Consider the following 23,927-nt stretch of genomic DNA (forward strand, 5'->3'; position numbering starts at 1 on the left):
TGCTTAGATGTAAAGCACTATCAACGAGAAGCATTCGACACTTCCTGAAAGATACTTAATGGCCGACCGTTACCAATCCTTCAAAGAACTTGCCGCCGACGCCCAGCTCGACACCGATTACTGCATTCGAGCCTCGGATCGTGGCTCAGAGGTAGTGATCCTTGCGCCTCACGGCGGATGGATCGAGCCCATGACATCTGAAATAGCCGATGCTATCGCAGGAACAGATCTTTCGTTTTACGCTTTCGAGGCTCTAAGGAATGGGTCTCACGGCGATTTCCACATAACTTCACATCGTTTCGACGAGCCTACGGCCGTCGAACTTGTCGGCAGGTCTCGGTTCGCTATTGCAATCCATGGACGGGGGAACGAAGGAACTGACGCTGTGTGGCTGGGTGGTCGCGCCACTCTTTTACGCGACGCTGTCGGCGCCTCGCTGCGCGACGCCGGCTTTGAAGCTGAGATCAACAACAAACTTCCTGGCCTGCACAAGGCAAACATATGTAACCGAACACATTCCGGCGAGGGTGTGCAGCTTGAGCTTCCGCGACGACTGCGGGATCTGTTAGCGAAGGATCACGAACTTTTACAGTCTTTTGGCGAAGCTGTTCGAAATTCGGTTCTGCCATCGTCCGCAATTTAAGCATCCAGCCAACGGCGCGCCAATCAATGTCTCCTATGGCTGGTGATGAGCAACTATACAGCGCGAGACCATTAACAGCAGCTTTGAGCCACCGGATTCGGTCAATGTGGGCTGTCCTTCGATTGGGAATTTCGCCGGTGAGTCTAGTGGTTCGAACCGTCTCTTGACCTTTAACAAACGATTGCTGCCAACTCGCTTCGTCGAAATATGTCAATCACGCAAACGCGGGCGCTCAAGGTCCGCTTACATTTGACTAACTTAGCGGCCTCGCGTCTACAGCCAGCTTCGGGTTCGCAACGACGCTAGTTAGTCATTTTCCACCACAACCACCTGCCCGACCTCCATCTCTTTCGCATTCAAATCCAACTCGCGGACGATGTACTGGTCGGCACGGCCGGTTATATGGCGACGGTAGGTTTTGCCTATTTGGTCGATGAACAGGCAGCGAATGTCATTGTAGTCGCCCCAAACGCCAGCGATTGCCATCAGGGGAACGCTTTTGGGCAAGCGGTCGACCTTATCAAAGTCGCGATAGTCAATGCCGTGATCTAGGGCTTGGCGGAAACCGAGCGTGAATTGGGTGTGGTCGAATTGCATGTGGTGCCTTTCTGCGGCTTGGAAATTCGTCAAAGCGAGTGTCCCGCGCTTCGGTGGCTATCTCTCGCATCTAGCTTTCGCTCAGCCGCTTCTCGGCGTCCTTCGCTAGCTTCCAGCTGGTCTCTAACCCCGACTGCAGCGTGTCGTAATTCTGCTCCTCGCGCAGCAAGTCGGCCAATGTGGTGACGGACGTGAGATGTGACTTCATCAATAGCGCCACGCAATGCGCCAAGCCATTCACCTTGCTTTCGATCCTGCTGGTCGAGCGTTTCTCCAAGGCGTGCAATTCCTTGGCGGAGCTCTCGCAGGCCGTCACCAACCGTTCGACGGATGCGAGCAATTCGCGCTCCAAAGCTGTCAGGGGTGTTGTAGGTGGATTGGTCATCTAAGGCTCCTTGATCTCGATACAGATGATGGATGTTTGTGCCATCGTGCAGGTCTTCAGTTCTGTCCGGTTCGGGTCCAGCGTCACCCATGTCTGCCCGGACTGTTCGATCGGGGTTAGACCCAGTTCCTTCAACTCCGAGCGCGTCATCAAACCCGTCCAAAACCAACTCGCGATCAGCACCGTCACGATCCAGGCCAAGACCATCCCCACGATCACCCACGGCGAGATCGTCAGCCAGCGCCTGATCGTCTCGCTCCGCCTCTCCAACTCGCTCTTGCTGTCGCTGAGAAAGAACCTGATATCGGTCTCGATTGTATGCAGCGCGCTGGTCGCAATGCTGCTGAAATCGCTCCTGAAGCTGTCCAGATGAGATGCCATCAAGGCGGCGTGGTCGCTCCGGATCGTCTCCAGGTCCGCGTTCAATTTCTCGGCGAGGCGGTTCGGCTTGCCAGTTGTCATGGATAATCTCTCCTTTCAAACGCCAGCGTTCGCCGGTGTCGGGGTCTTTGGCGGTGATGTAATTCTTGCTGGTGCGGGGTATCTCGAAGCCCGCGTCTGTGAGTGCGTCGATCATGCTGGCGCGGTCGGTAATGGTGCCGACGCTGATCTGATCGAGAATCCAATCGTGCAAACCCTCGCGCCCCTGCGCACGCGTCGGCGCTTCAATCGTCGCCCTCACTTCACGGGCGCGTGCTGGGTCCAAAGGGTCTGCCCAACCGTGCGTCTTGTTCATCAGATCGCGGAGGCTGGCAAAGGCGTTCTCGTGTCCAGGCGGCGCGATGTTCAGTGCCTTGCCGGTGCTGAGCTCAAGGCGTGGCGTGCAGAAGTGCAGCTCGACGTTGCCTTCATGGGAGTGGCGCACCCAGAGACAATCGTATTGATCTCTGTCCAGCCCGGCAAAGGCCAGAGCCTCAAATAGCTCAATGGCCTCTTGCTGGGCGCCGGTACTGGGATCATCGCTCTCGGCAAAGCTGATCACGCCTGCCGTGTAGCTCCACTTGTTGGCGCTCGCATCGATCAGGTCGCGGGTCTGATCGGGATTGCCGTGCAGTACCTCGGGCAGCGGGTCGCGGATCTTGGTTTGCGGCTGGCCGATGTCGTCGCGGATCAGATTGCGGTTCTCGTCGTAGGCCAGAACTTCGCGCGCGATCAGGTAGTCGACGGGTGCAGCACCGCCGCCTGTGCCGGTGGAGAAGAACGAGATGATCATTCGCAGTTCTCGCCTGTGTGCGCCGCCACGATCTGCGCCAATTGCCGCTCGATGACCACCAGCTGCGAAACGACCTTGAGCGCGTCGATCTGGCTCGCGCGGCCGGATTTGACCGCGCCGTTGATCCAGCGTGACAGCTGATTGAGGTTGCCGCCGACACGGGCAATCGCAAAGGTCAGCTTCGGGTCAAACACGGGGGACTGGCTTGCGCCGACGCGCCTCGGTCAGCCCCAAGGCCTCGCGCATCAGCGTGGCATTGGGCAGGCCAGCGGCGCGCGCCTTGGCCACAAGTGCTGCCTTTTCCGACGGGGTGCATCGAAAGATCACGCTCTCGGAGAGGCCCTCTTTGACGCCGCTTGCGCGCGTCTGGTTGGGGTTTGAAGGGGAGGCTTGCCGCCCCTCACAAGTCCCGCCGATGTAATCGGTGGGTAACCTTGCTCTCTGCTTTTTGTTAGGATCGGTCGCACTCATGCTCTGAGTCCCGCCGCTTCGATTTCAGCAGGGCTGACCAGGTTTGCTGCCAGCAAAGCGGTCACTTGGCCGGGTGTGATGTGGCGGCACAGTGGATGGCGATCTGTGACCCAGCCAGCCAAGCCTTTAAGCATCTCGGCCTCTTTGACTTTGCTTGATACTCGCGCTTCCTCAACATCGTGAAGGTATTTCAGCCAGCGGCCAGAGCTGAACCAATTGTCGGAGAAGCACACCTTGGATCGGGTGAAACCTTCGGTCTCGGTCGCATAGGTCCGAACGGCGTCCTCGAGCTCTTTGGCATCCACTCCGTCGGCCAGCGCTTGGTGGATTTGTGAGAGGCAAACCGCTTTGCCGCGAATGCGATCCTCGGGATAGGCGGACAAAATCTTTTCTGAAATCTCATCTTCCACCGCCGCCTTCGCGTGCGAAGGATTTGGTTTTTGATATGGTTTATATCTGTTCTTATAGGATTTGCCCTCTGGGGCAGATGGCTTGCCCTCAGAGGCAAATGCATCTTTTTCCCTTTCGGTCGGGTCGATTTGCCCATTTGGGCAAATGGAGTTGCCCAAGGCATACCAACAGGTCCGGTCATAGCGATCATCGCTGAAATTGCCCTTGATGATCAGCTCTGCGCTGACCAGCTTTTCGAGCGCTGTTCGGATCTGCTTTTCGCTCAGATAGGGGAACAACTCGCCAAAGGCCGAGATGGAATTGTAGGTCCAGTACCGACCGTCGCGAAAGTTACGGCGATTGGCTTGGTTCTTTTCGATCCAGAAGGCGATGTTCTGGAAAATCACCGCTGCATTGAGGCCGACACGTCCGGCGATTTCGGGATCAAAGCTATGGCGGCTCATGATTGGCCCCCGAAATACGCACAAACGTGCGAATTTTGTACAGGTTTTGTACGAGAAATCGGCCGTTTCAGCCGATTTCCCCGCGAAAGCTGATGGGACTTTCTACAGGCTTCCGCACAACGTCCTGTAAATAAGCCATATTTTTCAGGTGGTTTTGGTGACCCCGGCAGGATTCGAACCTGCAACCTGCCCCTTAGGAGGGGGCTGCTCTATCCGGTTGAGCCACGGGGCCGTTTCGGGAAATTTCTAGCTCAGTCAGCATCGGTTGTCATTGTCAGATTGATCCGCTTGAACGCAAGGCGCTGTTCGCGCTAACTGGTGGCGTAGCTATTGGGAATTGAAATTTGACCACGACCTCCAAACGGCCACTGACCCTACGGGATGTCTCTGATGCTTGCGGGGTGTCGGAGATGACGGTCAGTCGCGTCTTGCGCAATCGCGGCGATGTGTCCGCAGCAACGCGCGACCGGGTGTTGGCGGCGGCAAAGACGCTTGGGTATGTGCCCAACCAGATTGCCGGCTCGCTTGCATCGCAGCGGGTCAATCTTGTGGCAGTGATCATTCCCTCGCTTAGCAATATGGTGTTTCCCGAAGTATTGAACGGCATCAACCAGACGTTGGAGGACACCCCTCTGCAGCCGGTTGTCGGCGTGACTGACTATTTGCCGGAGAAAGAAGAGCGCGTTCTTTACGAAATGCTTTCTTGGCGGCCATCTGGCGTGATCATTGCCGGGCTAGAGCATTCGGATGCGACACGCGCCATGCTGGGCAATGCCGGTATCCCCGTAGTCGAGATCATGGATACCGATGGAAAGCCCATTGACGCGATGGTTGGCATCAGCCACCGCCGCGCAGGCCGCGAGACAGCCCGCGCAATTCTCAAGGAAGGATACGAGCACATCGGGTTCATGGGTACCAAGATGCCTCTGGATCATCGGGCGCGCAAACGCTTCGAAGGGTTCACTGAGGGGCTGGCCAAGGCCGGGGTCGAGATCGAGGACCGTGCATTCTACTCGGGCGGCTCTGCGCTTGCGAAAGGGCGCGAGATGACGCAGGAGATGCTTGAGCGATCTCCTGATCTGGATTTTCTTTATTATTCCAACGACATGATCGGGGCGGGCGGGCTGCTATGGCTTATCGATCAGGGCATTGATGTTCCCGGAACGATCGGGCTTGCAGGCTTTAACGGGGTTGAGCTGTTGCAGGGTTTGCCACGTCAGTTGGCCACAATGGATTCCTGCCGACGTCAAATCGGGCAGACTGCCGCGCGCATTGTAATGAGCGATATCGGCGACACCCAGGATGAGGGCGAGCCACGTCAGCAGACACTTACACCTACTCTGTCATACGGCGATACCTTGCGCCGTCGCCGCAAGGGATGACGCGGCCAAGACTGGACAACATTTCGGCACGCCGCTTGTTTATGGACCGGCATTTGCTGGCGGACACACCGAAGGGACCTGCCTCGGGTACCGCGCTGTTGGACATGATAGAGGCGCTGGGATTTGTGCAACTTGACAGCATCAACACCGTTGCACGGGCCCACGATCTTATCCTTTGGTCCCGCAAACCGCGTTATCGGCCGCACGACCTCAAGCGGCTCTATGAAAAGGACAAGGCACTCTTTGAGCACTGGACCCACGATGCCGCGGTGATACCGATGGAGTATTATCGGTGGTGGCATCTGCGACGTACGCGTGATGCACAGCGGTTGCGCGGCCGTTGGAGCAAGGATCGCAGAGAGGGATTTGAAGCGCAGTTTCAGTCAGTGCTGAACCATATTCGCGACCATGGTGCATGCTGTTCTTCAGATGTGGGCAAGGACGAAAAGCGGGGGTCCGGCGGCTGGTGGGATTGGCATCCTTCCAAGACCGCACTGGAATATCTTTGGCGCAGCGGGGCCTTGACCGTGGTCGGCCGGGACGGTTTCAAGAAACGCTATGACCTGACCGAGCGCGTGCTGGACGAGACCCTGACCGCGCCCGCAGCGATGCCTGATGCTGAACAAACCATCGCATGGTGCTGTGATCAGGCGCTGTCGCGGCTTGGCTTTGCAACGCATGGCGAATTGGCCGCCTTTTGGGCGCACATCAGCCCAGCCGAAGCAAAGACCTGGTGTTTGGCAGAATGTGCCGCGGGCCTTCTGATAGAAGTGGACGTCGAAGGCGAAGACGGCAGTTTCAAATCCAGCTACATCCGGCCGGAGGCCTTGGAGGATCCGGCGCTTGAAACACCGCCGACGCAACGGCTGCGTATCCTCAGCCCTTTTGATCCTGCTTTGCGAGACCGCAAGCGAGCGGAGCGGCTATTCGGTTTCACCTACCGGGTCGAGATGTTCGTGCCAGAGCCGCGGCGCATCTACGGCTATTATGTTTTTCCTATCCTTCAGGGAGACAAATTGGTGGGGCGCGTTGATATGAAAGCTTTCCGCGATCAGGATTGTCTGCGCGTCCGCGCTGTATGGCCTGAACCAAGGGTACGCTGGGGCACCGCACGACAACGCGCATTTGAAGCTGAGGTTCACAGGATCACGCGGCTGGCGGGCGTGGCAAATGTCGCGTTCGAGGACGGATGGATGCGCGATTCAGCGCAGCATCAGTTCTGACAAATCTGCGGACGCCTGTTTGAGCCGGTCAAGGTGTTGTTCAAGCGTCGACAGGCTCACGCGCTGGGTCGGCGCATGCAGCGACAGCGTGGACGTCAGGCGGCCAAGATCATCAAGAACCGGAACCGCTACAGCTACCATGCCCTCCAAGAATTCCTCAGCGTCGACAGAAAACCCACGCGCGCGAGTTTTTTCCAGTTCTTCCTGCAGGTTGGCCGGATCAGTCAGTGAAAAAGGCGTGTGCTGATCAAGAAGGGCGCTTGAAAGATATTTGGCCAGCAGATGTGGCGCGAGGGATGAAAGATACATCTTGCCACTTGCCGTACAATGAAACGGCACCACGGTTCCCACCGGGAACTGGATACGCAGGGGCCACTTGGTTTCAACCCGGTCCAGATAGACCATCCCCTCACGATCCGGCGTGGCAAGGTTGCAGGTCTCACCCACATCTTCTGTGAGGGAATTGAGGACCGCCAGCCGAACCGTGCGCAGGCGCGAAGACGACAGGACGTTCACGCTCATCCGGCGCAAGCGCTGACCTGCGGCATAGGACCGACCATCAATATCGCGCTGCAGAAAACCTTCTTCTTCGAGGCGGTGAAATAGCCGATGAATGGTGGGCTTGGGCAGCCCCAGAACCTCGTTTGCTGCGGTGGGTGTCATAGGGACACCCACCCGAGCAATTTCCTCAAGCAGCAGCAACAGGCGCATGTTGGTTGGGATCGTCTTTTCAGACCTGCTGGCATCCGCCATTAGAAGTATGTCTCCTTATGTCGGAGTTGATCTAGGGCAACATGCCAGTGGGATCAACCGCCCCCGCCGCCAGTAAGAAGCTCATAGATGCCGCCTCCGGGCAACAAGGTCTTGCTGAGTGACGGGAAGATCGCCACGCAGAACCACACCGCCACCAGCGACACAAGATACATGGTCGCATAGCGCAGCAGCCGGAAGTACGGCACGCCCGTCACGCCCGAGGCAACATAAAGGTTCAGACCATAAGGCGGCGTGATAAACCCGATAGAGGCACCCACAAGGAAGATTACCGCAAACTGGATCGGATCCACGCCAACCTCTGCCGCAATCGGCGCAAGGATAGGTGCAAGGATGATCGTCACTGGCAGCGATTCCAGGATCATGCCAGCGACAAAGACAATCGCCATCGCGGTAAAGAGCACGGGATAATAGCCACCCATCCCGGTCACAAACCCGCCAATCACCTCTTGTGCACCCAAAAGGGACAGGATCTGCTGCATCACCACAGACACCGCAATCAGCGGGGCGAGGATGCCGGAAATCTGCGCTGAGCGTACAACGATCGACGGAATCTCACGCAGGGTGAAGCCTTCGACCACAAACATGGATGTGACCGACTTTTCCTCGATCGGCGTGTCCGGGCTCATCCCCAGTACCTTGTTGGCCGGGTAGCTCAGCATGGCAACGATGATACAAAAGCCCACCGTCACACCCGCAGCTTCTGTCGGAGAGAACTTGCCGGTGTAGATGCCCCAAAGGACCAGGCCGATGGCGAAAAAGCCCAGCCATGCGCCAATACCCGTTTTCAACACACGGGAGAAAGAGAGCTTGATCAGGTAGCCCCAGCCGTTGATGGAACAAACAATGAAGCACATGACCATCATCGCGAGGACCATCAGCGAACCGGGCACCAGGCCCGCGATGAACAGATCAGAGATCGGCAAGTTCATCAGGAAACCATAGACAATGAAGATAATCGACGGTGGGATGATGATCCCAACCGTACCACCCGCCGCCGCAGTTGCCGCAGAGAAGCGTTCATCATAGCCGCCCTTGACCATCTCAGGATGGAGCATTGAGCCAATGGTCGCGGTCGTCGCTGAGTTTGAACCCGAAATCGCAGCAAAAAGACCGCACGCGCCCAAGGACGCCATCGCAAGACCGCCTCTTAACCAGCCTAGGCAGGCATAGGCAAAATCCGACAAGCGTTTCGCGATTCCCGACTTGTTGATCAGGTCACCCGTCAGAATAAAGAGCGGCATCGCCATCAGGGCAAATCCGTCTTTGAAGACATTGAGCAACTCAGCGCCCGTGTTGTCGAGCGTAAGGTCAAGCACAAAGCTGCAGCCCACCACCCAGTAGAAGATGATCAGCAGAACCGGCGTTCCCATCATGAAAAGGAACGTCACGGCTAAAGAGATAATTGTGATCCATGTTCCGTCGGTCATCTTAGGTATCCCCCCCGATCACGGCTTGCTCCATCAGCACATCGCCTCGGCGATAGCGGGCAAAGTCTTCCACAATGTTCTCAAGCGCACGTGCCGCCAGCAGCGTGAAACAGACCGGCATCGTCACAAGGAACCACCACCGCATGATGTCATCAGTACCCAGCACGATCGCAAAGTTATCATAGGTGTTTACGGTCACGCGGCTCGTCGTGGTGACGGCAATGATGCAAAAGAGAATCCAGAGGAAGTTATCGAACGTCAGCCAGAAAAGCTGGCCTTTGGGTCCGAATTTGGTGCGGAATTCCGTAAAGCTAAGGTGGGTGCGAAGACGCACGTTGAAAGCCGCCCCGTACCAAGCCATCACCATGAAAAGCAGCGGCGGGATCGTGGTCGACCATGGCACCTGCACAGAAAAGACAAAGCGCTGGATGACACCGATAAAGATGATCGCGGCCATCACGATATAGCAATAGATCACGATCGTGCGCTCAGGCGTACGCTCGATCAGCATCAACAGGATGGGGATCAAAACCACGATCAGACCCAGATTATCGCCTGTGATCGTCGACAAGACCTGTGCCACCGGCGGCAGAAACGCAGCGGAAAGACCAATCACAAGCATCAGAGCAATGATCGGGTGGGTAAACTTGGTCACCGAATAGCCGAGCCGTTCCTCGAAACGCTCAGCCCATCGTTCACGGTAGTAGAACAACACCGCGCCGACCAAAGTGATCAAACCAAAAACGTACCATGCCGCCGGAGAGCGGTAGGCTTGCACAACTTTGAAATTGATGTCGCCACTCAACGTCGCTGTGACGATAGTGACTGCGTCTGACCAGATCGACATCTGGTGTCCCTCCCTTGATGTCCCGATGTCCGGATGATGCGTTTTCGCATTCTTTGGACAAACAAACCGGCCCCGTTCGAGGCCGGCTTGAGTAGCTTAGGCGTACGTTACGCTTTCCACCAGCGACGAGGCTCGACGTTTTCAGGCAGTGTATCGCCTGGGATAGTCCGCACTTCGTCATAGATTTCCTGGTAGGTGTCGATGCCACCGGCCCAACCGTTGATCCGCTCGCGCCACTCTTCCCAGAGCTGCGGCTGATATTCGGGTGAACACATTTCCTCGGCCTTTTTGATTTCGGCGTCGGAAAGGAATGCGTTGCGCACATTGTTCTCGGCAAAGATTGTGCCGGGCAGGATCGGATCGGACAAGCCGACCGTCTTGACCAAAGCCGCTTCGTTTGCGGCCTGCACATGTGTCTGCGCCCAATAGGAGCTTTCCATCACCGCATCCTGCAGTTCACCGCCAAGGCCGTCGAACACAGAAGCGTTCATAGCTGTATGCTCAGTACCGCAGAAAAAGTTCAGGTGAACTGACTGGGACACAACAGGCGACATGTTGGCGTAAGCCACGGCAGATGCCCATGTTTCCGCACCATCGATCAGGCCCTGCTTCAGACCATCAAGGGTCTCTTCCCATGCCACCGGCACCGGGTTCAGGTTCAGCGCGGTCATCGCGATGCGACCCAGCTGTGTGCCCGTCACGCGGTTTTTGGTGCCAAAGAGCTGCTCAACAGAAGTGACAGTTTCCTTGTCTTCCCATGCCAGACCCAGCTGGATCCCGCGCAGTTCAGCGTGGCTGAACAGGAATTTCAGACCGTGACGACGCTCATAGGGTTCACGCAGCAGTTTCTGCGACGCAGGGCTGTAAAGGAAGTGATACTGGTCCGCGCGGTTACGGAACATGTACGCGTAATCCAGCACGTTCAGATACGGCGCGCCCCCGGCAGAGTTCTGTGTGGAAGCCGCATAGATATCGACGATCCCCTGCTGTGCTTTCTCGACACAGGATACCTGGCCACAGATCTGGTTGTCGCCGATGAACTCGACACGGATCTCGCCATCGGTGCGGCTTTCCAGGTCGCGGGCAAACTCCAATGCGCCAGCACGTTCGATCAGCAGGTTGCGGGCGTTAAAGCCAGCCGCACCGAATTTCAGTGTGTGCTTGGCCTCCTTGGCAAACCGTTTCTCGTAGGTCGACTCTGCCGCCGACGCGAGATTGGCAAGGCTCATCGCTCCGCCGAAAGACCCGGCCGCCAGCAGGGTCGAGGACATGCCGTACTGGCCAGCCAGTCTGAACACGTCGCGGCGTGAAATGCCTTTTAGTTTGTCTTGTACACTCATGTGGTTCCTCCCGTTTGAGTTGTATCGTCCATTATTGAGACTTTTTGTTTCAAAAAAGGCTAGTATGATTTCGGGCATCTGTATAGACTTTTCTTCATCCATCTTGGGGGAAACGGTAAAATGAACGCTGATTTCGTTGTTGTTGGTGCAGGCTCAGCGGGCTGTGTGGTCGCGAACCGGCTTAGCGCGGACCCAAAGAATAAAGTGATTCTTCTCGAAGCGGGGGGGCGCGACTGGAATCCGTGGATCCATATCCCGGTGGGTTATTTCAAGACGATCCATAATCCGAGCGTTGATTGGTGCTACAAAACGGAGCCCGATCCCGGACTAAACGGCCGGTCGATCGAATGGCCACGCGGTAAGGTTTTGGGCGGGTCTTCATCTCTGAATGGGCTGCTTTATGTCCGCGGACAGGCGCAGGACTACGATCGCTGGGCGCAGATGGGCAACCGGGGCTGGTCCTGGGACGATGTGCTGCCACTTTTCAAAAAAGCGGAAAACAATGAACGCGGGGCCGATGAATACCACGGCGACCAGGGCCCATTGTCGGTCTCAAACATGCGCATCCAACGCCCGATCACGGACGCCTGGGTCGCGGCGGCCCAATCCGCGGGATACAAGTTCAATCCCGACTACAATGGCAAAGATCAGGAGGGCGTTGGTTTCTTCCAGCTGACTTCACGCAATGGGCGCCGATGCTCGGCAGCGGTGGCATATCTCAATCCTGCCCGATCGCGCGACAATCTGGAAATCGTGACCCACGCGCAAGTGGACCGGGTCATGATCGAAGACGGACAAGCCAAGGCCGTTACCTACACAGACCGCAGCGGCACCGAACAGACCGTCCATGCAGCGCGCGAAATTATCCTGTGTGGCGGCGCCATCAACTCTCCGCAGCTGCTGATGCTTTCCGGCGTTGGTGAACCAGAGCAGTTGGGTGAACACGGCATCATGGTCAAACAGGATCTGCCCGGCGTGGGCAAAAACATGCAAGACCACCTGCAGGCCCGACTGGTCTACAAGTGCAACGAACCAACGCTCAATGATGAGGTGTCAAGCTACCTTGGCCAGGCCAAGATCGGATTGAAGTACCTCATGTTCCGCGCGGGTCCCATGACAATGGCGGCCAGCCTCGCCACCGGTTTCCTTAAAACCCGCGACGACCTCGAAACACCAGACATTCAGTTCCACGTGCAGCCGCTGTCTGCAGAAAACCCGGGCAAAGGCGCTGACAAATTCTCCGCCTTCACGATGTCGGTCTGCCAGTTGCGGCCCGAAAGCAAAGGCGAGATCAGGCTCAGTTCAGCCAAGCCGCGGGACTACCCCAAGATCATTCCCAATTACCTCAGCACCAAGACGGACTGCGACACGATCGTGGCAGGTGTGAAAATTGCGCGTACGATTGCCCGCCATGCGCCACTGAACACAAAGATCAGTAAAGAGTACCGCCCACATGCGGACCTGCCGATGGATGACTACGACCAGACATTGGATTGGGCCCGCAACAATACAGCCTCAATTTATCATCCCACAGGCACCTGCAAGATGGGCAATGGCAAGGACGCGGTTGTGGACAACCGTTTGCGAGTTCACGGGATCAAGGGCCTGCGGGTGGCCGATTGCTCTATCATGCCCGAGATCGTTTCGGGCAATACCAACGCGCCGGCGATCATGATCGGTGAAAAAGCGAGCGAGCTGATTTTGGAAGATGCGCGCGGCTGAAACGTTTCAGCTTTGATTGGCGGTTGCTAGTTGTCGAAATGCGAGGGCGCCAAAGATTGGTGAAACCAGCGCAGATAGCCGTAGATTGAATGCACCGGCAGCCCGGTTGCCGTGTGAATATCTTGGGCATAGGGAACCATATTGGTACACTCCAGCAGGATCGCACCGACATTTGGGTGCGCACTCACCAATGCCTTTGCCCCTGCCTCCATCTCCGCTCTGGCAGCGGCGACATCCAACCTTGTCTCATTACCCAGAATACACTTTGCAAAACTGCCACCGTCCACACCTTGAACCGGCGTCTTTGGCGGCACGCCGGCGGACTGCAGCAATGCAGACGATAGGGTAGACGCAGAGATCGTGAGTATCCCGACCCTCTTGTCAGCAGGAAGGCACGCGGCGATCTGGGGGGCCTGTTCAAGCGACGAGGCGGCGACAGGCACGCCCAGCGCGCTGGCAAGGCGCGACCGCAAGGGGGCCAGAAAACCACAGGTGGTCGCGATGCCGGTGCACCCCTCAGCCACAAGACCGCGCCCCGCCTCGATAAAGGCCTGCACGAACGGCTCTGAGTCTTCGCACACGACGGCGTGCGGCGTTGCGCCGGGGACGATGGCGTAGCGTACTGGAAAAGGCCATGTATCGGCATTTCCCACATCTCCCAGAATTCGGGGAAATGTGCTGTCAAGCATCAGGATCCCCAACCTTGCCCGCTCTGACGATGACGATTGTATATTCATGCCCCGACCTTGCACGAGGCGTCGGGCCGTTGGCAAGCGGCCGAACCTCCTGCCTTGCAGAGGCGCGAGTTTGTGCAAGACTGCGCACATGAGGAATCACTGCCACGCCTGCCTGACGCGCGCCGACCAGACGCTGCTTTTGTACAAGACGTGACGGGGCACACCGATGATCCGTCTCCTCTGGCTGGCCTCCACGCATGCGCGCCTGTGCCTGATCCTGGGATTATTGGCCGGTCTCTTGCTGCCACAAGTTGCAGCCGCCATGGTGCCGTGGCTGCCCTTGATGGTCGCGCTACTGCTGACCACAACGACCCTGCGTATCGGCCATCGCGCGGCCCTTGGCGCGGCGCGGGATCTGACATGGGGTGTCGGCTCAGTTGTCATGCTGCAGGTGCTGGTGCCGCTTGTCCTTTTCGCCCTGCTTTATCTGGCAGGCCTGCACAATACGCCGGCGGCCCTTGCCATCATCCTCACCGCCTCCGCACCCGCGATCACGGGCAGTGTAAACCTTGCCCTGATGATGAAGCTCGACGCTGGGCGCATGATGCAGATACTTGTCTTGGGCACCGCGGCCTTCCCGGTGACTGTCCTGCCGATCCTTTGGGTGCTGCCACAACTGGGCCCCGCAGAGCAGATTGTCATGGCAGCCCTGCGATTGCTGGGCGTAATTGTAATCGCGGCGGGTCTGGGTTTTGGACTGCGCGCGGTCTTCTTTCCGGCACCAACTGCGTCCCAGACCAAAGCGCTCGATGGATTGTCGGTGCTTGCGTTTGCCCTTGTAGTGGTTGGCCTGATGGCTGCACTAAATCCCGCCCTGCGCAGCGATCCAATGCTGGCCCTGCGCTGGGCGCTGCTTGCCTTTGCCATCGGGTATGGCCTTCAACTCGTGACGCTGCTCGTTCTGCGCCGCAGTGGTCTGCGGGACGTGGCCGGTGTGCTGGCGATTGGCGCGGGCAACCGCAACATCGCGATCTTTCTCGTGGCATTGCCGCCCGACATCATCGCCCCACTGATGATCTATATCGGCTGCTGGCAACTGCCAATGTATCTGACACCGATATTGCTGCCGCGGCTCTACGATTGGGCTTTGCGAGATGACTGAATGGCCCATCATCCGCACGGTTGGCCTCTCGGGCGTGTTGGTTACATTCGCCGAAAAAATGAGCGAGCCGGCAAACCGTGCCGCCCTCGCCTTTCGCGCGGACATAGCCGCGCAAGCTTGGCCCGAGGTGACAGAGGCCAGCACATCGCTGGTGTCCACTTTCATCGAGGTTGATCTTGCTGAGACACCAGCCGCACTCATAAAGGAGCGCGTCCAAAATCACCTTGCTACCCGTGATTGGTACGCCGCCCCCCTGCCTGAGGGGCGTACTTTGTGGCACGTCCCAACGGTCTATGGCACCGACCTCGCCCCCCAGTTGGAAGAAGCGGCAGAAGTTGCTGGCGTTGATCCGGATACGGCAATCAAGGAGCTTTCCACCTCTCGTGTTCGGGTTCTGACCATCGGCTTTGCGCCGGGCCAGCCCTACATGGGCGAACTGTCCGAGACGTGGAATATCCCGCGGCAGGAGGCGCTCACGAAATCAGTTCCGCCGGGGTCACTGGTCATCGCCATCCGGCAGTTGATCATCTTTACCAACGCCTCGCCCACAGGCTGGCGACACATCGGGCAAACGGCCTTTCAGAATTTCCGTCCGGCCAGCGACATGCCTTTTGCCCTCACGCCAGGGGACGAACTGATCTTTCCCAGTGTATCCCGCGCGGAATTACTTCGGATCAGAGAACACGACACCTCTGGAAATGGCGGCGCGGAGCGAGAGCAGATCAGATGACCCGCACCTTGCACATCCTTCAGGGCGGTCCCACCCTAAGTGTCCAAGATCTTGGTCGCCCCGGCTATCGTGCACAAGGATTGACAGTCGCTGGCGCGATGGACCCGCTGGCGCTCTACGAGGGCGCGGCATTGCTCGGTCAGCCTCCAACCTGTGCTGCGATCGAAATGGCGGGTACGGGCAGCAGCTTTCAGTGCGATGAAACCCTGCGCATCGCGCTGACCGGTGCCGCCATGAGCGCCAGCATCGATGGCGAACCGCTGGTCTGGAATGCCAGCCACATTCTGCCCGCTGGCGCGACACTCACTATCGGTGGCGCGCGGGAAGGCAGCTATGGATATCTGCACCTTGGTGGCGGCATCGCGACAGAACCTGTTCTGGGCGCGCGCGCGACACACCTTCGCGCAGGTGTGGGGCGCGCACTTGAAACCGATGACGCCCTCCCCGTTGGCCCCGACACATCACGGACCATTGCCATGACCCTGCCCCGCGACAACCGGTTTTCCGGTGGCGCGCTGCGCTGCGTGGCCTCAATGCAAACAGGATCTTTCGCATCCGAAGTGCTGGAACGGTTCTGCGAAACAACTTTCAAACGCGATCCTCGTGCCAATCGCATGGGCGTGCGCATGGACCATGTCGGCCCCGGGTTCACGACCCAAGGGGCCCTCAGCATCGTGTCCGAAGTAGTTGTTCCAGGCGACATACAGCTGACGGGTGACGGAGCGCCCTTCGTGTTGATGTGCGAATGCCAGACCACAGGCGGGTATCCGCGCATCGGGACAGTGATCCCCTGCGATCTGCCACGCGTTGCCCAAGCGCCCGCAGGCAGCGCGATCGGGTTTGAGTTTATGGATATGGACACTGCCATTGCGACCCAGCAACGGTATACCGAAATGCTGAAGGCCCTTCCCCGCAATGTCACACCGCTGGTCCGCGACCCTGCAAAGATGCGCGATCTTCTAAGCTATCAATTGGTAAGCGGTGCTATCTCTGCGCGCGCAAACCCCTTCGACAAGGAAACCTGAACAATGCCTTTCGTAGATCTCAACGCCGACATGGGTGAAAGCTTTGGCGCGTGGAAAATGGGCGATGATGAGGCCTTGCTGAACATCGTCACCTCCGCGAACATCGCCTGCGGCGGACACGCGGGCGACGCCGACGTGATGGCCGCCACAATGACATTGGCCGATCAAAATGGCGTCGGCATCGGCGCACATCCGGGCTTTATGGACATAGCGGGATTTGGACGCAATCGCATGAACGTGCCGCGTGGGACGCTGCAGAACCAGATCCGCTATCAGGTGGCTGCAAGTGTTGGGATGGCCCGCAGCGTCGGTGCGAAGGTGCGTCATATCAAGCTGCATGGAGCGATTTCAAACATGTCATCGGAAGATGAACAAATGGCATATGACCTCTACGAGGCCGCCCTCAGCGTCGACCCGAACCTGATCGTCATGGTGCTGGCCGCGACAGCGCAGCAACGGGCTGTCAAAAGACTGGGCTGCACCTGGGCAGGGGAGATTTTCGCAGATCGCGCGTACAACGACGATGCAACGCTGGTGGATCGGTCACTGCCGGGGGCGGTCATCCATGATGCGGAACTGGCAGGAAAACGCATGGTGGATATGGTGCAGGCCGGGGCAATCATAACCGAAAGCGGCAAGCACATCCCAACTCAGATCGACACGATCTGCCTGCATGGAGATACCGCAGAGGCAGTGCAGATTGCAGGATCTGTCAGGGATACCCTGAAACAGGCGGGGATAGAGCTGCGGTGTTTTTAGGGGCATCAGTAAACCGCCGCGCCGGGGTCTGACCCTGCGCAAGAGGGAATACGGTGCTCACGCCGCCTAAGGTTGGCACCTTCACTCGGGCAACCGCTGCACCGTGTAAATCAGACCAGCCTCCAACGGGCCCGTGATAACCGTTGCATCACCGGTCGCCCAGCGTACATCCAACTGAGTGGCTCGCCCTTTATCTCCAAGGCCAAAGTGCACCAATGGCGCGTCAAATGACATGAAACCACCGCCAACCTGCACTTCGCGCATCTGCGTCATTCCACCTTCATCAGTCAGCGTCAGAACCGCACCGACACCGTCGCGGTTCCCCACTTCATCAATCAGTTGAAACACGATCCCCGGCACTTGGGTATTGTTGCGGAACACCACCAAAGGACCGTTCACGGGGTGGGTCAGCATATCCAGATCGCCATCCCCGTCCATGTCAAACGTGGTCGCGGCGGCAGTCATCAGATAGTCTTCCAGACCAAAAGGGCCCGAGGCTTCCTTGAATGTTCCATCACCCTGATTGTGGAAAAACAGGTTTGAGGGCGAGACTTCGTTCGGCACCCAAGTGCCATTGACGATATATACATCCTGCCAGCCGTCGTGATCAAAATCGGCGATCTTGGTATCCCAACTCCATCCGCCGACATCAAGACCAACATCCTCGGCCCGATCGACGTACGCGGCATTTGACCAGTCCAGCAATACGTTGGACCGCAAGATCTGCGGATGTGTCAGCTCAATCTCTTCTGCCGTGGGCTGGCGTACAGGCAGGAAATGCGCGTCACAATAAGCACGCGGAATTAGTTGACCCGCAGGGATCAGCCCACAGACTTTTGGATCTTTTTTCTGGATTGCAAGATCCTTGACCAGCATGGCGCGACATTCGTCCTTGTACCGACCCTCCAAGGATTGGCAGTTCTTGGCGTAGGTCGGATCGAAATTATTGCCCGATTTGTACCAGCTCTTGATCTTCATGTTCTTTAGACAAACCGCTCGGGCATCGACGTCATTTATCCCATCGCAATAGACATCAAGCGACTGCATCTTGAGCGTCTCAGACACGCCCGACGACCGTCCGGCAATTTGAGCCAGATAAATATCAGGCGCGCCGCTATTGGATAGATCAGCAGATTTAACCGCCATGGTCGTCGTTGTTGTATGCGGTATCAGCCCCGAAGCGTGATCAATCATCTTGAATCCGCCAGCCCCGTCGCCACGATAAAAATAGTCTGGGATATCAAAATCGTTACCGACGATCAGATCCGCCGCGCCGTCAAGATCAAGGTCCGTAAACAGGATGCTCAGCGTTTCTCCCGGAAGCCCCGGCAAATCCATGGCCTGTTCGCCTGACAGCGCGCCATCATCGTTCCAGATGATCCGGTTGCGCGACTCTTCTCCGGGAATACGGCGATACCAGCCGGCAGCCCAGTTACCCAAAGCCAGATCAAGATCACCATCCCGATCTGCATCCGCAAAGCTAAGGGCCAGGGCCATGACCTCATCTCCGCGCCCCTTCACTTCCATCAGAGCGGCGGCACCAAACGTCCCTTCAACATTGGGCCAGACAAAATTCCCCTGCAGGTAAGTTCCCAGAAAAAGATCCAGCCAGCCATCGTTGTCCACATCAATCAGCACCGCCTGAAACACATGCGCGTCCTTCAGCGGGCCCAGATCGACTTCTATAGGGGTGAATTTCCCCGCCCCATCGTTCGCATAAAGATAAAGGCCGACCTCGGTTGACGCGATCGCAATATCCAAATCACCGTCACGATCGATATCTCCCGAGGTAACAGCACGCCCTTCCCAAAAGGGCGGCCACATATCCCGAAAGGAAAACTCCAGCGGTTTGTCGATCCCGATCTCGTTCGCCTCCAGGCGGGTGAAAGCAGTCTCAGACACCGGCGACAACGGGGCAAGTGGTCGTGCCTCGACTTTGATCCTGTCAGCATCAGCCGACGTGACAGCAAGACCCGACACCGTATCCGCATGCGCCGCCATGAAAAGTGGTGGGGCGCGCGGCGTGGCATCGCCCTGCAGGAGCATTTCCAAAGCCCGCGCCGATTGCCATTCATAATAGGCCTGTGCACCTGCACCAGCGAGGATCCCAAGCGCCGCAACCGCTGCAGCCAGCAGCCAGGCTGCCCGCTGGCCAATGGCCTGCGCCACGATGAAAAAGGAGTAGACCGAGAACGTCCCAAGCGTAAACAGCAGCGCCATGACATAGCCATGCGCCAGCCCTGCGCTCAGCAAAGCTCCGGTGACCACAACGTCAAAGGCAATGGGCACCGGAAGGAAAAGCCCGACCACGGCGATAATGACAAGGGCAAACAGCGAATACCCCAAACCGGTAATCAGCTCCTGTGGCAATAGCGTAGCTGCGGTGGCCCCCAACAGCCCGGCCAGCAACATGAGGGGCACTGTCAATCTGACGATATACCACAGATTGCGCAGGTACTCGCGCGCAACGGCAATAACCGCAAAGGCGGGGTTTTCACCCATACGGGCACCTTGCACAGTCTCTTGCCCGGGCGGGGAGATGTTGCAGATGATCTCTTCTTCCGGCAGTTCCACCTGCGGCAGCATCCGGCATATCAACGGCACAGCAACCAGAATAACCGCGAGGCTTAGCACGATCTTGGTGACAGCCATCCAAAACGGCAGGATAGAAAACAGCATGGTCAGCACGACGACATTCAGTGTGGGCGAGGCGATCATCGCCGACAGCGTGGTCTCAGCGCGCAGGCCCGCCGAATACATCCCCTTCGCAATCGGCGCGGCACAATTGACACAAACGCCCAGAGGGGCACCGATCACCATCCCAAGAAAGGAATTGGCAAACCCGCCGCGAAAACTTCGCCTGCGCAGATAAGGCGCGACGGTCAAAAAGGAAGCGGCAAACAGAACGCCGAAGGTCATGCCCTTTTTGTTGGTGTCAATCCAATTGAGCGTGGACCAGAAGATCCGCTGCAAAAGTGTCATATCATCCGTCAGGGGAAACGCGGCCTCGAAGCTCAGCGAATCCTCCAGTTGGATCGCCCCTGACATCATCGCTTTCTCATCAAGTGCAGGATAGCGCGAGCCCGTCCAGAAGAGATAGGCAAGGACGATTAGGATCAGGCCTGCGATGAAGAAGCGTACCTTTTGCTGGTGATGAATGATCTGCATGAAACTAGGGAAATTCCGGCGTTTAAGAAAACCTGCTGTCAAAGAGAGGTTTGCCGGTTCCAAGCGTCGCAAACATATCTTGGGTCATCCGAAGATCAGGATTAAGTGTGGCACGGAACCAGGTTTGACGAGGATGATACCACGGCAGCCGTTGCACGTGTAGCCCAGCCTTGGCACATTCAGCCTCTACATCCGACCCGCTGAAGGTCAGGCATTGTGGATAGAGCCAACCATCAAACTCCAAACCGCGCTGCATACTGGCTGCCGCAGCATCGTCAGGAAGAATGGCTGTAAACAGAAACTGGCCCGAGGGGGTCAACGATCGCGCTACGGCCTGAAAGGATGTCTCAAGCAAGTCCACCCCGGTATGGGAATAGATGGATTGGGCGATGACATAGTCAGCACTGCCATCAGCTACGCCAGTCATTCTGAAGTCTGCTTCATCCAGGAACGTTGGTTTTTTGAGCTCAACAAGGTCCGAACCAATCTCCCGCTCAATCGCTTCCTCCCAAAGCCAGCTGTTCGGTTCAATTCCTGTGTACCGGCCCGGCAAAAGATATTGCAGCAAATAACGTCCGGATCGCAAAGACCCGCAACCGATATCCACAACACTGTGTTCTTCGCGCAGCCCAAGTCCCGTCAGTAAATTGAACTGTGTCGCCCCCATAAAGTCATATTGGGCCGGGGGGCCCACGTAGGCGCGTCGGTTTTCAGAACCCGCGCGACTTTCTCGCGTAGCGAGGATTTCGATTTCCAGGTCGGTGGCGTCAACGTGGTCCGTCATCTATCAGAGCCTGACTATCTAAGTGAGAATGCAATCGTTGCATCGCTGTGCATAGGCGACATCTTCGGGGTCTAGCACAGAAATGTCATGCGCCTTATGTCTGTCTACACTGCGGGGCGGGTTGATCCAGCTAGCAAGCGTATCTTTATCTTCGGCATCCAGATGCACGCCGAGGAAATCAATCAACTGACTGATCCATGTCACTGGATCCTCGACCAAACGATCAAAGCTTAGCAAAAAGATGCGATCCGGGTGGCGGGTTTTGGCACTGGCAACACGCCGCTGAACAGCACACCAATACTTGAGAGAGTCGCGCGGGCCGATGTCGACCTCTCTATTGAGAAAAATCGGACCCCATTTGCCCAGTTGATTCTGATTTGCGCTGTACGCCATATCTAAACCGTTTCGGGAAATGTGGACATACTTCAATGTCGGATGCCACGCCATTAGTCGGTCGATCAGAACGTGCGTATAGGGCACCTTCCATCCCCAACGCTCCGCAGGTGTTCCGGTGGTACAATGATTGATGAAACCATCAAGCCACTCTGAAATTTTGTCTGGTGTGTGCTGGTGACGGGGGTAGTCTTTCAATGCGTTGAGGCGGTCAAGTTCCGACGGGGTCAGGGGTGCGGGCTCAGCCATTTGTCGGAAAAACAACTGCACCAAATCTTGCAACGAATCGTTATCGTCCAACAGCACATTTCTGCGGCCAAACAGGGCCGCGTACCAGACCGTATCCATTGTCTCTGGCAAATCAGATCCGATGAAGAAACCACAGTACTCAAGGATATGCGCAATGACCCGTGTCCCACTGCCCCCGACCCCGCCTACAGCAACCGGGGCACTAGACATGATCGGCTCTCAAGATTTCACACATGGATTCAGCTTCACACTGAGCTGCATGTCGCGTCAACGCGCATACGAGCAGTGAGGCAAAAAAACCGGCGACGCGAACGTCGCCGGTCATATCAATTTGGAACCGGATCAATCCGCCAGTTTTTGTTCCAGCGATGCCAGCCGTGACTTCAGCTCTGCATTCTCGCTGGCCAGCGCCTTGATTGCCGCAAGGGCGACGCCGCTTGTGTCAAGCGATGAGATACCCGTGTCCGACGCTCCGGTACCGAACGCTGCATAGAAGTCTTGTGCCATAGGTCCGATGTGGCGAATGCCCAGTTCAGCATTATCCTTATAGGTCCAGCTGGAAACCGGCAGCTCAGCAACCTTCTGCAGGATCGTATAGGGATCAACCGGCACGATCGCCATTTTTGCATGTTTGTCAGAGTTCTGGGTCAGCGAGCCCGAGATCGTCATATCACCGGCGGTGGTCATCGCCAGCTCGACTCCCGGACCAGTCGCATTGGTAAAGCGGAACTCGCCCGAATTGCTTTGAATATTCCAGGTTTCCCCGCCAGCGCTTTCATCAACCAGCGAGAAAAACGTGGTCCCGTTGTTGCGCATTTCCAGCAACCCGCGCGCGGCCTCTGTCCCGCTGTTTTCTTCGATCAGTACTTTGGCAGAACCGTTGGTGCGAAGGACGTGGAGCGCTTCACTCGGCGAAGCAGTACCGATGCCCACATCGCCATCTCCCGCGATATCGATCGAACTGGTTGGTGCGGTCGGTCTGATTCTGAACGGCAGCGTGCTGGAGTTCGTTACATCGCGAACAAAAAAGTTCGTCTCGTTACCCGCCACGTCCCAGGTCTGACTGCTAAAGCCGCTGCTCCCATCCTGCTCAAGTCGCAGAGTTGGTGTATCACCGTCTACCGCGTGAAGCTCAACGACCGGGCTCGCCGTACCAAAACCAACTCGTCCACCATCATCGACATACAGCGAATCGGCAGGAGCCCCACCTTCAAGTGTGAATATGAGGCTGGGTGCATCGAGATCCTGAACCGAGAATTTGTTCGCGCCGCCATTGGCGGATTCATTGAATAGCAAAACCCAATCAGTTGTCGGGAAGCCTGAACTAGCTGAGGTGTCGAGGGCCCTCAGGCGCGTATTGTTTTCCTTCATGATGATCGTGTTGAAGCCAAAGACTTCCCCGTTGACGCAGTCAAGTCCCACGCAAAGCGAACCATCGACAATCACATCATCAAAGAAAACCTGATCCGCAAATGCGGCACTGGCCGAAATTGCCAATGCTCCTGCAGCAAATGCCGTATTGCGCAACATGCGCTCTTTTAGCTTGGTCATATGTCCCTCCCTTTTGGGCATTAATAATTTAACGAAACCCGCCGAACGGCGCGTCTACTCTTCTTTGATCTCTTCGGGCGTGACGATCACACCCCGGGATACGACGAATCGACCGCTCAGTCTGAATGGCACCGCAACAGAATCGCGTGCTGCGTCGCCGCGGCCATTATCTACCTGGTTGACGATCTTCTGTGTTTTGTCAGTCGCAGCCGAGAGTTCGTATTGGTAAATACCGTCCACGACCTCACCTGCCTGCAGCTGGAATACAGGGGTGCCTGATTTAGCTTCGATGGTGGAAAATTTGCCGTTCGGATCGGTGACTTTCATGATCGCATTGCTCAGCCCCTGCCAGTTCTCGAACCACAGTGCGTTCGAATTATGCTGCTGAACGGGGGCCTGGCTGGTCTCTGCAATAGCGCCCGAGCAAGTCACGGCGGCAATGATTGTCAAACTTTTCAAAGTTAGCTTCATACGGAAAGCCCCACAGGTAAATCGTTTACTCAAGTCGATTCTGAAATGCATTCGCTTCAATTGTTAAATTCTAACACAAC

23 protein-coding genes and 1 tRNA gene are annotated in these 23,927 nt (G+C 57.0%); 8 read left to right on the forward strand and 16 right to left on the reverse strand.

Going from position 1 to position 23,927, the window contains the following annotated elements; genetic code table 11:
* The first annotated feature begins 58 nt into the window (after positions 1-58).
* Positions 59-643, forward strand: coding sequence for a poly-gamma-glutamate hydrolase family protein (locus tag H9Q16_RS13340; protein ID WP_191075921.1), 585 nt, complete (start codon positions 59-61; stop codon positions 641-643).
* A 306-nt stretch (positions 644-949) separates the two neighbouring features.
* Here H9Q16_RS13340 and H9Q16_RS13345 read toward each other — a convergent pair whose 3' ends face one another.
* The 6 genes from H9Q16_RS13345 to H9Q16_RS13365 all read right to left on the reverse strand — a co-directional run bounded on the left by H9Q16_RS13345 (position 950) and on the right by H9Q16_RS13365 (position 4,395).
* Positions 950-1,240 (reverse strand): hypothetical protein, encoded by a 291-nt coding sequence (locus H9Q16_RS13345; protein WP_191075922.1) that lies wholly within the window; start codon positions 1,238-1,240, stop codon positions 950-952.
* Positions 1,241-1,269: 29 nt separating this feature from the next.
* Positions 1,270-2,838 (reverse strand): relaxase family protein, encoded by a 1,569-nt coding sequence (locus H9Q16_RS13350; RefSeq protein ID WP_191075923.1) that lies wholly within the window; start codon positions 2,836-2,838, stop codon positions 1,270-1,272.
* Positions 2,835-3,032: a plasmid mobilization relaxosome protein MobC gene (gene mobC, locus H9Q16_RS20665; RefSeq protein WP_343067851.1), complete on the reverse strand. Its 198-nt coding sequence runs from the start codon at positions 3,030-3,032 to the stop codon at positions 2,835-2,837. Before mobC ends, H9Q16_RS13350 begins: the two co-directional genes overlap by 4 nt.
* Positions 3,025-3,309, reverse strand: a complete 285-nt coding sequence (locus H9Q16_RS20670) for a plasmid mobilization protein (protein ID WP_246455736.1) — start codon at positions 3,307-3,309, stop codon at positions 3,025-3,027. The genes mobC and H9Q16_RS20670 overlap by 8 nt, the downstream gene beginning before the upstream one ends.
* Positions 3,306-4,163, reverse strand: coding sequence for a hypothetical protein (locus H9Q16_RS13360; protein ID WP_191075924.1), 858 nt, complete (start codon positions 4,161-4,163; stop codon positions 3,306-3,308). The genes H9Q16_RS20670 and H9Q16_RS13360 overlap by 4 nt, the downstream gene beginning before the upstream one ends.
* 155 nt (positions 4,164-4,318) lie before the next feature.
* Positions 4,319-4,395, reverse strand: a tRNA-Arg gene (locus H9Q16_RS13365).
* Positions 4,396-4,507: 112 nt separating this feature from the next.
* Between H9Q16_RS13365 and H9Q16_RS13370 the strand changes: the two genes are divergently transcribed.
* Both H9Q16_RS13370 and H9Q16_RS13375 read left to right on the forward strand, forming a co-directional pair.
* Positions 4,508-5,545, forward strand: a complete 1,038-nt coding sequence (locus tag H9Q16_RS13370) for a LacI family DNA-binding transcriptional regulator (protein ID WP_191075925.1) — start codon at positions 4,508-4,510, stop codon at positions 5,543-5,545.
* Positions 5,542-6,768: a winged helix-turn-helix domain-containing protein gene (locus tag H9Q16_RS13375; protein WP_191075926.1), complete on the forward strand. Its 1,227-nt coding sequence runs from the start codon at positions 5,542-5,544 to the stop codon at positions 6,766-6,768. The genes H9Q16_RS13370 and H9Q16_RS13375 overlap by 4 nt, the downstream gene beginning before the upstream one ends.
* Here the strand turns inward: H9Q16_RS13375 and H9Q16_RS13380 are convergent.
* The 4 genes from H9Q16_RS13380 to H9Q16_RS13395 form a co-directional block, all read right to left on the reverse strand.
* Positions 6,748-7,521 carry an IclR family transcriptional regulator gene (locus H9Q16_RS13380; protein WP_191075927.1) on the reverse strand — a complete coding sequence of 258 codons (774 nt, stop codon included), beginning with the start codon at positions 7,519-7,521 and terminating at the stop codon, positions 6,748-6,750. The genes H9Q16_RS13375 and H9Q16_RS13380 overlap by 21 nt on opposite strands.
* Positions 7,522-7,574: 53 nt before the next feature.
* Entirely contained in the window at positions 7,575-8,969 is a 1,395-nt protein-coding gene (locus tag H9Q16_RS13385; RefSeq protein WP_191075928.1) for a TRAP transporter large permease, read from the reverse strand.
* 1 nt (position 8,970) lies between these two features.
* On the reverse strand, positions 8,971-9,816 hold the full coding sequence (locus tag H9Q16_RS13390; RefSeq protein WP_191075929.1) for a TRAP transporter small permease: 846 nt from the start codon (positions 9,814-9,816) through the stop codon (positions 8,971-8,973).
* 107 nt (positions 9,817-9,923) lie between these two features.
* Positions 9,924-11,156, reverse strand: a complete 1,233-nt coding sequence (locus tag H9Q16_RS13395) for a TRAP transporter substrate-binding protein (protein WP_191075930.1) — start codon at positions 11,154-11,156, stop codon at positions 9,924-9,926.
* A 120-nt stretch (positions 11,157-11,276) separates the two neighbouring features.
* Here H9Q16_RS13395 and H9Q16_RS13400 point away from each other — a divergent pair, with 120 nt between their 5' ends.
* Positions 11,277-12,878: a GMC family oxidoreductase gene (locus H9Q16_RS13400; RefSeq protein WP_191075931.1), complete on the forward strand. Its 1,602-nt coding sequence runs from the start codon at positions 11,277-11,279 to the stop codon at positions 12,876-12,878.
* A gap of 26 nt (positions 12,879-12,904) precedes the next feature.
* On the opposite strand, the gene H9Q16_RS13405 is transcribed toward H9Q16_RS13400, so the two are convergent.
* The gene (locus tag H9Q16_RS13405; RefSeq protein WP_191075932.1) at positions 12,905-13,615 is read right to left on the reverse strand and encodes an aspartate/glutamate racemase family protein; all 711 of its coding nucleotides are present in this window, start codon (positions 13,613-13,615) and stop codon (positions 12,905-12,907) included.
* 166 nt (positions 13,616-13,781) lie between these two features.
* Here H9Q16_RS13405 and H9Q16_RS13410 point away from each other — a divergent pair, with 166 nt between their 5' ends.
* Genes H9Q16_RS13410 through H9Q16_RS13425 form a run of 4 tightly spaced genes read left to right on the forward strand, consistent with a single transcriptional unit; the run spans position 13,782 to position 17,231 of the window.
* On the forward strand, positions 13,782-14,717 hold the full coding sequence (locus H9Q16_RS13410; protein ID WP_191075933.1) for a hypothetical protein: 936 nt from the start codon (positions 13,782-13,784) through the stop codon (positions 14,715-14,717).
* Complete coding sequence (locus tag H9Q16_RS13415; protein WP_191075934.1) at positions 14,710-15,447, forward strand: 5-oxoprolinase subunit B family protein; 738 nt, start codon at positions 14,710-14,712, stop codon at positions 15,445-15,447. Before H9Q16_RS13410 ends, H9Q16_RS13415 begins: the two co-directional genes overlap by 8 nt.
* Positions 15,444-16,472, forward strand: coding sequence for a 5-oxoprolinase subunit C family protein (locus tag H9Q16_RS13420; RefSeq protein ID WP_191075935.1), 1,029 nt, complete (start codon positions 15,444-15,446; stop codon positions 16,470-16,472). Before H9Q16_RS13415 ends, H9Q16_RS13420 begins: the two co-directional genes overlap by 4 nt.
* Before the next feature lie 3 nt (positions 16,473-16,475).
* Positions 16,476-17,231, forward strand: coding sequence for a LamB/YcsF family protein (locus H9Q16_RS13425; protein ID WP_191075936.1), 756 nt, complete (start codon positions 16,476-16,478; stop codon positions 17,229-17,231).
* An 81-nt stretch (positions 17,232-17,312) separates the two neighbouring features.
* Here H9Q16_RS13425 and H9Q16_RS13430 read toward each other — a convergent pair whose 3' ends face one another.
* The 5 genes from H9Q16_RS13430 to H9Q16_RS13450 all read right to left on the reverse strand — a co-directional run bounded on the left by H9Q16_RS13430 (position 17,313) and on the right by H9Q16_RS13450 (position 23,898).
* Complete coding sequence (locus H9Q16_RS13430) at positions 17,313-20,399, reverse strand: FG-GAP-like repeat-containing protein (RefSeq protein ID WP_191075937.1); 3,087 nt, start codon at positions 20,397-20,399, stop codon at positions 17,313-17,315.
* A gap of 22 nt (positions 20,400-20,421) precedes the next feature.
* Positions 20,422-21,093, reverse strand: coding sequence for a methyltransferase (locus H9Q16_RS13435; protein ID WP_191075938.1), 672 nt, complete (start codon positions 21,091-21,093; stop codon positions 20,422-20,424).
* A 108-nt stretch (positions 21,094-21,201) separates the two neighbouring features.
* Positions 21,202-22,035, reverse strand: coding sequence for a sulfotransferase (locus H9Q16_RS13440; protein WP_191075939.1), 834 nt, complete (start codon positions 22,033-22,035; stop codon positions 21,202-21,204).
* Positions 22,036-22,167: 132 nt separating this feature from the next.
* Positions 22,168-23,376 carry a tail fiber domain-containing protein gene (locus H9Q16_RS13445; protein ID WP_191075940.1) on the reverse strand — a complete coding sequence of 403 codons (1,209 nt, stop codon included), beginning with the start codon at positions 23,374-23,376 and terminating at the stop codon, positions 22,168-22,170.
* Positions 23,377-23,430: 54 nt separating this feature from the next.
* Positions 23,431-23,898, reverse strand: coding sequence for a hypothetical protein (locus H9Q16_RS13450; RefSeq protein ID WP_191075941.1), 468 nt, complete (start codon positions 23,896-23,898; stop codon positions 23,431-23,433).
* Between the last annotated feature and the right edge of the window lie 29 nt (positions 23,899-23,927).

This window comes from Sulfitobacter aestuariivivens (genome assembly GCF_014763045.1).
Classification (GTDB): domain Bacteria; phylum Pseudomonadota; class Alphaproteobacteria; order Rhodobacterales; family Rhodobacteraceae; genus Sulfitobacter; species Sulfitobacter aestuariivivens.